At 51.4% G+C, this 12,063-nt stretch carries 9 protein-coding genes; 6 read left to right on the top strand and 3 right to left on the bottom strand.

What is annotated here, in order from left to right; genetic code table 11:
• The first annotated feature begins 175 nt into the window (after positions 1-175).
• The 5 genes from ACO0LK_RS11570 to ACO0LK_RS11550 all read left to right on the top strand — a co-directional run bounded on the left by ACO0LK_RS11570 (position 176) and on the right by ACO0LK_RS11550 (position 3,291).
• Positions 176-556, top strand: a complete 381-nt coding sequence (locus ACO0LK_RS11570; RefSeq protein WP_422975153.1) for a tautomerase family protein — start codon at positions 176-178, stop codon at positions 554-556.
• 175 nt (positions 557-731) lie between these two features.
• Positions 732-1,316, top strand: a complete 585-nt coding sequence (locus ACO0LK_RS11565; protein ID WP_422975151.1) for a TMEM175 family protein — start codon at positions 732-734, stop codon at positions 1,314-1,316.
• 51 nt (positions 1,317-1,367) lie between these two features.
• Positions 1,368-2,057 (top strand): alpha/beta hydrolase, encoded by a 690-nt coding sequence (locus ACO0LK_RS11560; protein WP_422975149.1) that lies wholly within the window; start codon positions 1,368-1,370, stop codon positions 2,055-2,057.
• Entirely contained in the window at positions 2,042-2,380 is a 339-nt protein-coding gene (locus ACO0LK_RS11555; RefSeq protein ID WP_422975147.1) for a hypothetical protein, read from the top strand. Before ACO0LK_RS11560 ends, ACO0LK_RS11555 begins: the two co-directional genes overlap by 16 nt.
• Before the next feature lie 92 nt (positions 2,381-2,472).
• Positions 2,473-3,291 carry a DUF2189 domain-containing protein gene (locus tag ACO0LK_RS11550; protein ID WP_422975145.1) on the top strand — a complete coding sequence of 273 codons (819 nt, stop codon included), beginning with the start codon at positions 2,473-2,475 and terminating at the stop codon, positions 3,289-3,291.
• Positions 3,292-3,308: 17 nt separating this feature from the next.
• On the opposite strand, the gene ACO0LK_RS11545 is transcribed toward ACO0LK_RS11550, so the two are convergent.
• Both ACO0LK_RS11545 and ACO0LK_RS11540 read right to left on the bottom strand, forming a co-directional pair.
• Positions 3,309-5,351 carry a hypothetical protein gene (locus ACO0LK_RS11545; protein ID WP_422975143.1) on the bottom strand — a complete coding sequence of 681 codons (2,043 nt, stop codon included), beginning with the start codon at positions 5,349-5,351 and terminating at the stop codon, positions 3,309-3,311.
• Positions 5,352-5,541: 190 nt separating this feature from the next.
• Positions 5,542-8,931 (bottom strand): S41 family peptidase, encoded by a 3,390-nt coding sequence (locus ACO0LK_RS11540; protein WP_422975141.1) that lies wholly within the window; start codon positions 8,929-8,931, stop codon positions 5,542-5,544.
• A gap of 214 nt (positions 8,932-9,145) precedes the next feature.
• Here ACO0LK_RS11540 and ACO0LK_RS11535 point away from each other — a divergent pair, with 214 nt between their 5' ends.
• Positions 9,146-10,927, top strand: coding sequence for a glycoside hydrolase family 44 protein (locus ACO0LK_RS11535; RefSeq protein WP_422975139.1), 1,782 nt, complete (start codon positions 9,146-9,148; stop codon positions 10,925-10,927).
• A 46-nt stretch (positions 10,928-10,973) separates the two neighbouring features.
• Here the strand turns inward: ACO0LK_RS11535 and ACO0LK_RS11530 are convergent, their stop codons facing one another.
• Entirely contained in the window at positions 10,974-11,987 is a 1,014-nt protein-coding gene (locus tag ACO0LK_RS11530; protein WP_422975137.1) for an NADP-dependent oxidoreductase, read from the bottom strand.
• Between the last annotated feature and the right edge of the window lie 76 nt (positions 11,988-12,063).

Below are 12,063 nucleotides of genomic sequence, written 5' to 3'. Positions count from 1 at the left end.
CTATTAAGGTTATCTCCTTGCTAAATTTGAAAATGATTTTCAATAATTTGATAAAATGGTAATACTCATTCCAACAAAGGGAATGAGCTGCCTCAGCCTAAGGTCTGCCAGACGACGTTATGCTACATCCGGCGTCGTCTTGCTTGCCACAATTTGCGTGGAAAGGAGACATATCATGCCTTTAGTCACAATCACCGTCTGCAAGCCCAAATCCCTGCTTTTCAAAGAAACCGTATTGAATGCCATACATGCGGCACTGGTTGAAGCGGGGGTGCCGGAAACCGACAAGTTCCAACGCATCCTGGAACTGGATACCGAGAATTTTCGCTTCGATCCGCATTATCCCGACCTGCACAAGAACCGTAATCAGGATTTTGTCCTGATCGAAATACTCTGGTCCGTTGGCCGCAGTGTCAGCATCAAGAAAAAATTGCTGGATACCTTGATGAAGCGGCTTTGCGACAAGAGCATGAATCCGGAAAACATCATGGTCTGTTTCAGGGAAACTGCCTGGGAAAACTGGTCATTTGCTGGCGGGCGATTGCTGCATACCTGAGAGTCTGGGTGTAAGGCTGTCTGACGAAATGCGCTTTGGAATCGGCGCTGACCGGTATACCATGACGGCTGGCTCAGTACACCCTGGTTCCACGCGAACACCGTAGCAGCTTGCTGCTGGCGGCAGAAGGGTATATCCGATCGCACAGACAAGACTAAAGAATGAGGTAGTGAATATGGGAAAAACCCGACTGGAAGCATTCAGCGATGGCGTTATCGCTATTCTGATCACCATTATGGTATTGGAAATGAAGGTGCCACATGGCGGCACGCTGGACACCCTGCTGCCGGTCTGGCCAGTATTCCTTAGTTATATACTGAGCTTTATCTACGTCGGCATCTACTGGAATAATCACCATCACATGCTGCATATGTGCCACCGGGTTACTGGTGGCATTCTGTGGGCGAACCTGCATCTGTTGTTCTGGTTGTCCTTGATCCCTTTTGCATCTGGCTGGGCGGGAGAAAATCATTTTGCCTCAGCGCCGGCGGCGCTGTATGGTCTGGTGTTGTTGATGGCGGCCATCGCCTATTTCATCTTGCAGCAACAGATTATTGCAACCCAGGGACCAGATTCGATATTGAAAAAAGCTGTTGGCAATGACTGGAAGGGCAAACTGTCGCCGATTACCTATGCTACAGGAATCTTGCTGGCTTTCTGGTACCCGCTGGTTTCCATGGCCTTGTATGTCACCATGGCCATGATCTGGCTGATACCTGATCGCCGTATCGAAAGAGCCCTGGCACACCATGATGTTTAAATAGCCGGCGTCTGATTCCAGTACTTTGCAATTCATTGATCTAATAAAGCCATGCGTATTATTTTATCTGCCGTTTTAAGCATTGCCAGTTTCAGTTTTTGCGCCGCCAGCGTTGCGGCAGAACAGTCTGCGACAGCAGTGACAGCAACGGCACCAATTACTGAGCAGAACATGGTCCTTGCTACCGATACAGGCAAGATAGTTGGCAGCTTGCTGTTACCTGCCGGTGCTGGTCAGGCTAAAGTACCGGTGGTACTGATCATTGCCGGGTCTGGCCCGACAGACAGGGATGGCAATACTGTAGGCATGAAGGGGAAAAACAATTCCCTGAAAATGCTGGCGCAGGACATGGCCGCTGCCGGTTTTGCGTCCCTGCGTTTTGACAAGCGTGGTATTGCAGCCAGCGGTGCGGGAGCCACCAATGAGTCTGCTTTGCGTTTTGAAACCTATGTCCAGGATGCGGTCACCTGGTTGAAGTTGCTGAAAACCGATGCGCGTTTTTCTGGCGTGGCCGTGCTGGGCCATAGCGAAGGCTCACTGATAGCCATCCTGTCGGCACAGCAAGTGAAGGTGGGCGCAGTGATATCAGTAGCGGGCCCGGCGAAAAATGCAGGCGATATCTTACGTCAGCAATTCCAGGGTAAATTGCCACCTTTGCTGGCACAAAAAAATGAAGACATTATCAGCGCCCTGCAAGCCGGAAAGCCGGAAAGCTGGTCAGTGATGTGCCGCCAGAACTGAAAGCTTTTTATCGCGACAGCGTTCAACCCTATCTGGTTTCCTGGTTCCGCTATACCCCGGAAAATGAAATCGGCAAACTGACTTGTCCGGTATTGCTGTTACAGGGCGACAATGACATACAGGTCGATGCAAAACAATTGACTGCCCTTAAAGCAGCCAAACCGGATGCCGCACAGCTACTCGTGCACAATATGAATCACGTGCTGAAAATAGTCACCGGCGATATGAGCCAACAAATGGCTTCGTATGGCGATCCCACGCTGCCGCTGGCCCCTGAACTGTCATCTGCATTGACCGGTTTTTTAAGCGATAAGTTGAAATGAGTTCTAGTTTCTAGTTATCAGCACCAGGCATTGCCTTTCACCTCTTACTGACTTAGGATATAAATCAAACAAGCATAAGACGGGGACAGGCAATGAGCAATCAAACCAGGGATGGGGATAGCGCCCCACCCGATATCAAGACAGTGATAGATAACGAGGCGGTATTTCCGCCCTTGCGAAGGGTGGGGATTTTGCGTCCTTTCGTTTGGTTGAAAATGGGTTGGCAAGACTTCCGTGCATCCGGTGGCGCCAGTTTGTTTTATGGGGTTTGCTTTGCTGCCATGGGCCTGGTGTTGAAACTGGTGCTGAACAATGCACCAGAATATCTGTCAGCCCTGACTTGTGGTTTCCTGCTGGTTGGCCCCTTGCTGGCGCTGGGCTTATACGATATCAGCCGCCGTTTGGAAAATGTGCGCTCCGGTCTATTGGGTAGTGTATTTTCCATGCGCGGGCGGTGGAGTAATATTGGTGTGCTGGCACTGGTATTGGCCGTCATCATGATGGTGTGGGCGCGTGCTTCTCTGGTGATTTTTGCGCTCTTCTACAACAAGGGTATGCCGACCATGCACGGTTTTCTGGCCCAGCTGTTTTCCCTGGATAATCTGGAATTTCTGGCTGTCTATCTGTGTATAGGGTTTATCTTCGCCAGTCTGGTATTTGCAATAAGTTGGGTATCCATCCCGCTGATGCTGGACAGGGATACCGATGCCATCACGTCCATGATCATCAGTTGCGTGGCCCTGTTCGTCAATGTACCGGTGACGATGGTTTGGGCGACACTCATTATTGGCAGCGTGGTGCTGGGTTTCATGACATGGAACGTCGGTTTCCTGATCATCATGCCCATCATAGGCCATGCGACCTGGCATGCGTATAAAGAGGTGATCGGTCATGCCGATGATCGTCAATAGGCGAATCACTTTCAGTATCAGGCATTGACATTGATATTGCCCGCGACTTCTGCAATTTTATCCGGCTCACCCAATTCTTCGGCTTCATGATAGGCAGAATCAGCCTCTGCATCATGACGCTGGTTTTGGGAATGTTCGTGTAAATCCAGTGTCACCGGTTCTACGACGGTGATTGCTTCTGTCGCTGTCACCGTGTCAGTTTGCGCTGGACGCGGTTTTTCTGTTGTATTGGCTTGAATGCCATCCCTCACACGATATGCCGCTACCGCGGCGGAAATCAGGGGATTGATGCCGTCCTGTATGTGCGGTATGTCAGTTGCATTGATATTGGCATTGACTGCGGCACTGTTGCTGGCAGGCGTTGTTTGCTGGGTGCTGGTATTGCTGGTCACTGTATTCGCAGTTGTCGTCGAAGCCAGGCTGACTGGCGGGCTTTGATTGCTGGCCGTAATATTGCTTGCTGTCGTGCTGGTCTGATTAATTGTAGCCAGCGTGGTATCCAGTGTCTGGCTCACTTCTGCCAATGCAGAGTAGTTGTTGGGGGCTGTTTTCGTATTGCCTGATGCCGTGGTGGATGCAGCGTTTTCATTGGATTGTATTGAATTTGCAGCGATCTTGTTTTCCAGCCGGCTTTCCGTCAGCAGCGACGACGGTGTTGTCACCGGTGTTGTCACATTTGTGGCCAGCTTGTTTTCAGTCACTGTATTTGCCTGTACAGCTTTGGGTGTGTCCACGATTTCAGTTGATGGCGATTGGAGTGGCGTCTGTACCGATGTTTGTGCCGGTGTTTGTATATTCAGTGACTGTGGCAAGGTAGTGTTGGCTGTGTTTGCCGTATCTGCTGTGATTGACAGTGTGCTGCCAGTTGCCCCGGCATCAATGGCCAGCGTATTTGATGCCACATTCAAATCTATGCCTGTTCCTGTGTTGGCCACAGCATCGGGAACTGTATCAATCCTTGCATTGGTAGCATTAGTACCATTAGTACCATTAGTACCATTCGTACTTATCGTCAAACCTGCATTGGTAGGCGTATTAATTTGTGCCGTGTTTGTAGCGTCATTTGAAGCAGGTAATCCTGCTGCCCTGGTTTCAGGTGATGCCGGGATACCAGGTATTGCCTGCGCAGCGTCGTCCACAGTATTGACAGTAACTGTGTTTGATACATCGGCATTTACTGCAGTCTTAGAGTTTCTGGCGGTTTCGATTTCAGCCTGCAATGCCTCGTCCGCTAGTGTTTGCTGTAGTAGTGCCCCTGCATTAGCCGCCGGAGTAACAGTATTCACGTTGCCTGTTGCTGTTGCGCCAGTGGTGTCAGTTTTGGGATCGCTGTTGGCATTGATATTGTTACTGTTGTTGGCTGCATTCGTTGTTGCGGTATTCTCAATTGAATTGGTGCCGGTATTCGCCAGGATATTGCCGGAAGCGAATTCCTGATTTTGTGTAATGACCGTACTCTCTGCGCTACCCAACACCTGTAGTGCTTGCGTCAGCAAAGCAATCGTGCCTGAGCTATCTTTTGCCAGTGCGTTTTGAAAACTGGCCACGTCAAGTGTCAGCAAACTATTGCTATCGGGCTGGGATGCATTTTGCAGATTAATCCCTATGCCTCCCAATTGTTCGAACAGACTGGTGCCATCCGCATTTTGTGCGCCAGCATTGATTGCCTGCAACAGACTGTCGCTACTGGTCGGGACCAGGGGGTTGTTGGACAGACTGGAATTGCTGGCTTGCAGTTGATTAAAGGCATCCACAAATGAACTTGCGATGGCAGTGAACTGGGCAAAGTCTGTTTCGGTTTGAGCTGTGTCGGTGCGATTGACACCATCCGTAATTGCGACATCCTCAGTTTGCCGGTTTTGCAATTTGGCCACGTAGGCCAGTAATTCACCCAGACGAGAAACATCAACAGTAATATTGCTGTTGCGTGCCGTGTCCAGCAAGCTGGAATCAGCGCCTATGCCTGATGTCAGGGAGAGCGCGCTGACCGTATCCAGACTGAGTGCCGCCGTAACTTGCAATCCAGGAGTCGTCACTGAACTGATGGGCGAGATAATCATGCAATGCCTGCTTTCTTTCAACATACTTTTACACGTGCTTACAGGCTATCTGCCAACTGGTCAATACTCTGTGCGGTATGTCACTTAGCAGGAAAAACACCGAGAACAGCGAAAATAGAAAAACATACAGGTCAAATGAAAAAATCCTCATAGCGTTCAGCTATGAGGATTTTTTATGCAGCAAGAAAAACTATTTATTCAACGGGGGAATGACTTGAGGCACCAGCGCTTTAACTGGTTGCTCTTTAAGTTTTTTCTCCAGCAGTTGTATGGCGGTTTCCAGTTGTTGATCCTTGCCGTTGAAGGTGGCGTGCGGCAGATTGTCAACTTCCACATCCGGTATTACGCCTACACCTTCGACCAGCCAGCGACCATCCATACCAAATTGCGCATTTTCGGCTGCTCTGATCATGCCATTGTCGGACAGGGTATTGCCGTCGGACAGCCAGACACCGGCACCGGCAGTGCGTTTGCCGACCAGTGGGCCGAGCTTCAAGGACTTGACACCAGCAGCAAAGGTTTCACCGTCAGAGTAGGTCAATTCATCGACCAGCACCACCAGATGACCACGGAAGGTCTGCTGCATGTTGACATAAGGGGCTGATGTTGGGGTGGACCAGAATGCCCAGGCCTTGCGCAAGAGTTTTTCTATGATCCAGCTGTCGATATTGCCGCCGCGATTACGTCGCACGTCGATGATCAGGCCATCGCGTTCGATGTTGCTGTAGAAATCGCGGGCAAAGCTGTTGATGTCTTGCGCGCCCATGGCACGCAGGTGCAGATAACCGATGCGACCCTGAGTCAGCTTGTTGACCTGTTCGCTACGACTTTGTTCCCAGTCGCTGTAACGCAGATTGGCATGCTTCATCATATTCACTGGCGTGACAATAACGGCACGGACTGCCTGGTCTCCACGTTTTACATGCATCAATACCTGTTTATCGGCCTGGTTGGTCAACAGGTCCGAAATGTCGCGCGCTTCCAGTACAGGCTGGCCATTGATGGCGGTGATGATGTCGCCTTCTTTTACATCCAGATCAGGTTGCGAAAGCGGCGTGCTTTCGGATGGCAATTCCGGTTCGGTATGATAAATATGATCGATACGGTAGCCTGTATTAGTGCGGCTCAGTACTGCACCCAGCGAAGCAGCCTGGCCTTCCGCAGCTACACGGCGGACATCGCCAGGGCGGGTTTGCGAATGCAGGGTGCTGACTTCACTGGCCATCAAGCCAAGTACATCATTCAACTCGGCCCTGTCGGTCACGCGATCCACCAGCGGCGCATATTTGCTGCGCACCTTGTTCCAGTCCACGCCGCGCATTTTGTCATCAAACAAAAAGTCGCGGTGCATGCGCCAGGCATCGGCATACATTTGCTGCCACTCGAGTTTAGGACTGAGGAAGAAACTCCAGTCACTGATATTCACCTTGGCCTTGCTGATATCCGACGGTTGTCTGGCACCAGCTTCAACGACGATGAAATCCCCCGGGCTATTGGTGCTATGAGTACGATAAAACACATGCTTTTTGTCGGCAGACAAATCAAACTGACGTATATTGCCAGCAAAAATGTCGGGTTGCGGTGCCGTTTTGCTGATGGCCAGGGTTTTCAGTGTGGCCTTGCCATCGGTGCCTTCGAGCTCGGTAAAATACAGGCGCTTGTCATCGATTGCCAGATCACGATAATTGCCATAGGCCAGCGGTACCTGGTAGAGGCGGTCTGCCAGGCCAGCATATTGAATGGCGGGCAGGGCGGGTTTTGCCGGTTTCTTGCTGTCCTCGGCTTTATCCGTGGTTTTGTCTACAGTCTTGTCGCCAGTCTTGTCACCAGTTTTTTCAGCTGATTTGTCGATGGATTTATCGACGGATTTATCTGCGGGCTTGTCGGTTGCTTTGTCTGCCGGTTTGTCTGGTGTCTTGTTCAGTTCATCATCTGCTTTGAACGGGAAGCGGCTGCCAGTCTGTAGAGCAAGTGCGTAGATGCCGGTGCGTTTTTCAAAATGCGGCCCCATGTTGCGGTCGCCCCAGGGCGCGCGATTGCTGACCTGGAAATTGCGTTCAGAATAGAAGTAAAGCCAATGCCCATCCGGTGAAAACACAGGGTTGTGCGAGTTGTATCTGTCACTGGTGACAAAATGCAATTGCTTGCTGTCCAGCGCATACAGACCTATCTGCGATCTTTGCAGTTTGTTGTCTGCCCTGACGATGGAGATGGTCTTGCTGTCGGGGGACCAGACGATTTCTTCCTGTCTTTCAGCCCCGATTTTGCCAGCATCATCAATCACCTGATTGGTTTTTGTGGCAAGATCGAGCAACCATAGCTTACCACGCTTGTCGGTATGCGCCAGCCATTTGCCGTCGGGAGAAGGATAAATGTGATACCGATATACATTGCCATTGGTGGTCAGCATTTCTGGCCTGCCTACGCCATTGGCAGGGAATTTCCATATTTCATTTTCACCACTGGTGTCGACAATCGCGAATACTGATTTGTCGTCATGTGAAAAAATCGCTTCGCGGGCGCGTGCATTTTCAGGTATGGGCAAGTCTATGCGACGTTGCGGGCCAGTACCGGCAATCGTTACGCGACCGCGGGCGGTGAACAGCAGGCGTTCTTCCTTGCCGGATATTTCTACATTCGTCAGGTATTCCAGTGGCGTCTTGATTTGGCGTTTGCGCTGCTGGTCAAAATCAGATACCAGGTCTATGTTGATGAGTTCGTCTTTGGCAGTGGCAATATCCAGCACGCGCAGGTCTGCCCCCAGTTGATAGGCAATCTTGCCATCGCCCAGATTGGCGTTGCGCACTTCCCAGTCCTTGTGCTGGGTCAGCGTGCGGGCATCGCTGCCATCGGGATTGGCGCTCCATATATTGAAAGCACCATTGCGGTCGCTAACGAAATACAGGCGACCTTTCCACCACATCGGGCGGCGGTTATTGCTGGTGTCGCCGGCAAACAGCTGCGTGGCTTCGGTTTTGGCCTGGACGTCATAACGCCAGACCTGTGCCGTGGCACCACCGCGATACTGTTTGACATTGTCATTTGTCATCTGCAAGCCAAAGCGGGTGAAGTACAGGTACTTGCCACTGTCATCAAGCACCGCTTCATTCGCATCTGCCACCGGGAAAACACGGCGCAGCATGGTCTGCGGGTTGATGGCGGCAACCACGCGGTGCGATGAAGGGCCGGTGCTGTTCAGTGTACTGACCAGGACTTCGCCGCTGGTGGTCCAGCCCAGTACGTTTACCTGGTCATTTTCGAAACTGATGCGCTTGGGTACACCACCACTCATGGGCATGACATAGGCTTCCGTCGGGCCTTCATAGGCGGCTGAAAATGCCAGCCATTTGCCGTCATGCGAGATGGCAGGCAAGGTTTCTGCCGCCGGGTGCGTGGTCAGTCTTTGTGCCTGCCCGCCGTGACTTGCCACTTTCCATAAGTCGCCTTCGGCAGTAAACACGACTGCATCTGCACGTATGCTGGGGAAACGATAATAAGCCGGTGCAGCCCATGCCTTCATGGTAGTTACTGTGCTCAGGCCTGCCAGGCTGAGGGTAAGCGCAAGTGTAGAAAGTCTCATTTTTGTCTGGTATTGGTGTGGAAATAAGAGAATGGGAGCAAGTTTTTTTGTTTTTGTATCAAATATGCTGCATAGCTAATGAATAAAACGGCAAATATTGCGGCAATTGTAAATAAATATTACATATTTGCAGGATAAAGAAAGCTAACTTCTGGCATACTTTCACTTTAATATTTCCAAGTGGAAATGGTGCTGTGGCAGGCCAGGAGTCATGATGAGACAAGTCAGCGTTTGCAAAGTTCTTGCAATTCTATTTATTTCGGCAGAATTTTCGACATCGTCGGCACAGAATGTCACGTTCTCTATCGACACGCAGGCTGAACGCAAAGCCATCAGTCCGCTGATTTATGGATATAACGCCTATGCCGACGGCAGCAACCGTGCCGGTCTGGCAAATCAGGGTGGTCTGGCCAGCCTGCAAGGTCTGAACCTGCGCTCGCGCCGTCTGGGCGGCAACAATATGACCAGCTATAACTGGGAAAATGGTGTCAGCAATTCCGGCGCAGACTGGTGCAATTCATCGAATGCAGGTGTGAGTGCGATGAGTGGTGCCGGTGACCCTCTCCAGACTGCCGGGCTGGCTTACTATGCGCCCGGCGCTGCCCTCAAAAGTTTTCATGACCAGTCGCTGCTGCTGGGTACATATTCCCTGTTGCAATTGCCTGCTGCCGGCAAGTTGCCAAAAGATATTGTCAATCTGAATCCCCCTTCTACCTGCAACGGTTCCCAGTTATGGCAAAGCACTGCTGGGCCAGCCAATGTGGATACGGCGCGCTGGGTTGACATCGTCAATGACAAGCCCGCCGCTGCTGGCGCCCTGAGTTTGGCACCGGGGCTGACGGATGGTGCGGTGTATATTGATGAAGAAATCAATTTCCTGGTACAACAGTATGGTGCGGCAGCAACAAGCAGCGGTATCAAGGGTTATGAACTGGATAATGAACCAGACCTGTGGCACCACTGGACCACCAGCAGTGGCGAAAGTGGTACCCATGCCAATCTGTATCCGCAAGTGACAACCGTCAGCGATGTGCTGCAAAAGAATATCGCGCTGGCAAAGACCATTAAACGTATGGATGGCGGGGCTGAAACCTATGGTCCAGCCATTAGCGGCTATCTGGGTTTGTTCAGCCTGTGGGCAATCTGGGATGGTTCGCAATCTCATCAGCCAGCTGACTGGACGCAATACAATGTCGAGCCCTATGTCAGCAATGGTAGTGGTGACCGTTATCGCTACAACGGCATGACCATGGCAACTACCTATCTGGCGAAGATGCAGCAGGCTTCCCAAACAGCAGGCAAGCGTTTGCTGGATGTGTTTTCATTCCACTATTACCCGCAGGCTTCAAGCTCCACTACCGACCGGGTACAGGCTGCACGCAGCCTGTGGGATGCAACATATGTAGAACCCACCTGGATCACCCAGTCTGGCAATGGTTTTACCGATGGCCGTGGGCTGCAAATGCTGCCCAAGCTGCAACAGGCCATCACGGATTTTTATCCAGGTACCAAGCTGGCTGTGACCGAATATGATTTTGGTGGCAAGTCAGATATTACCGGTGCCATTGCCCAGGCCGATGCTTTGGGTAGCTTCGGCAGGCAGGGTGTTTATCTGGCTACGTATTTTGGTGATGCCGAAGGCTTTATCGCCTCTGGTTTCAAAATCTACAGAAATTATGATGGCAATAAATCGGTCTTTCCTGCGACTTCGGTCAAGGCTGTGGCCAGCAATAATGCCAATGCAGCCGTGTATGCAGCAGTTGACAGCAATGACCCGAATGTCATCCATGTGATCGCCATCAACCGTCTGGCCAGTTCACTCAACAGCAGTTTCCAACTGAGTCATCCGGTGACACTGAAATCAGTACAGGTCTGGGGCGTCAGCGGTACGAATACTGCAGTCACCGCCAGAAGCGGTTTGAGCAATATTGCGCAAAACAAGTTTAGCTACAGCCTGCCGGCGCGTTCGGTGCTGCATTTTGTGCTGAAGCCCTGATCATTGAAAGACGTCAGCATACTGACGGTTTTTTTCCCCGGGCGCTTCAACTTTGCATCACTTTAAGAATCAGTTTGCCATTGTTTTCACCAGTGAATAATTTCTGAAAAGCTTCAGGAAATTTTTCCAGCCCTTCCACGATATCTTCACGACTTTTCAGTTTGCCAGAGCTGATCCAGCCTCCCATGTCCCTGGCTGCTTCCACGGCACGTGGGTAAAAATCGGATACCATCACACCCTTCATCGTGGCACGTTTCACCATCAGGTTCAGGTAATTTGATGGCCCCTTGATCGGGGTGGTATTGTTGTATTGTGAAATCGCACCGCAGATAACAACGCGGGCACCAAAAGCCAGTTGTGCCAGTGCAGCATCAAGAATATCGCCGCCAACATTGTCGAAATACACGTCTATGCCATCCGGGCAATGCTGTCGCAAGGCGGCACTCACATCTTCGGTCTTGTAGTCGATGGCTGCATCAAAGCCCAGTTGTTCAGTCAGGTAACGGCATTTGTCGGCGCCACCGGCGATGCCGACTGCGCGCGCCCCCTTGATTTTGGCAATCTGGCCGACGATAGCGCCGACGGCACCGGCAGCACCGGATACCACGACTGTATTACCTTCCCTGGGTTGCCCTACTTCAAGCAGGCCGAAATAAGCCGTCATGCCCGGCATGCCCAGTGTACTCAGGTACAGAGGTAAGGGTGCAAGTTTGACATCCACCTTGCTGATACCCTTGCCGTCGGAATACGCATATTCCTGCATGCCCAGTATGCCGCTGACATGCTCACCGGCAACAAATTGGGGATTCTTGCTGGCGACCACCCGGCCAACGGCCAGGGCGCGCATCACTTCGCCGATGGCGACTGGCGGCATGTAAGAATTTTTGTTTTCATTCATCCATCCACGCATCGCCGGGTCCAGCGAGATATACAGGTTCTTGATCAAGACTTCACCGTCCTGCAAATCGCGCAGTTGTTCGGCTACGTAGTTGAAATCGCTGGCTTTGACACTGCCCTGAGGGCGGCTGGCAAGCTGGAACTGATAATTGATGGTATTCATCCTGTTCTCCCCCGGCTTTGATCGGCTGTTATTGTGAGCCAGCCTGGTGCTGACCATGAATACCAGTATAGGCAGG

Source organism: Undibacterium sp. Ji49W (assembly GCF_049340205.1).
Lineage (GTDB): Bacteria > Pseudomonadota > Gammaproteobacteria > Burkholderiales > Burkholderiaceae_D > Undibacterium.
Note: the sequence above shows the minus strand (reverse complement) of the source record. Positions and strands in the feature narration are given on the sequence as shown.

Bases quoted from the DNA above. Each gene is read 5' to 3' on its own strand.
- ACO0LK_RS11570 (WP_422975153.1), top strand. From the start codon at position 176: ATGCCTTTAGTCACAATCACCGTCTGCAAGCCCAAATCCCTGCTTTTC.
- ACO0LK_RS11565 (WP_422975151.1), top strand. From the start codon at position 732: ATGGGAAAAACCCGACTGGAAGCATTCAGCGATGGCGTTATCGCTATT.
- ACO0LK_RS11545 (WP_422975143.1), bottom strand. From the start codon at position 5,351: ATGATTATCTCGCCCATCAGTTCAGTGACGACTCCTGGATTGCAAGTT.
- ACO0LK_RS11550 (WP_422975145.1), top strand. From the start codon at position 2,473: ATGAGCAATCAAACCAGGGATGGGGATAGCGCCCCACCCGATATCAAG.
- ACO0LK_RS11530 (WP_422975137.1), bottom strand. From the start codon at position 11,987: ATGAATACCATCAATTATCAGTTCCAGCTTGCCAGCCGCCCTCAGGGC.
- ACO0LK_RS11560 (WP_422975149.1), top strand. From the start codon at position 1,368: ATGCGTATTATTTTATCTGCCGTTTTAAGCATTGCCAGTTTCAGTTTT.
- ACO0LK_RS11535 (WP_422975139.1), top strand. From the start codon at position 9,146: ATGAGACAAGTCAGCGTTTGCAAAGTTCTTGCAATTCTATTTATTTCG.
- ACO0LK_RS11540 (WP_422975141.1), bottom strand. From the start codon at position 8,931: ATGAGACTTTCTACACTTGCGCTTACCCTCAGCCTGGCAGGCCTGAGC.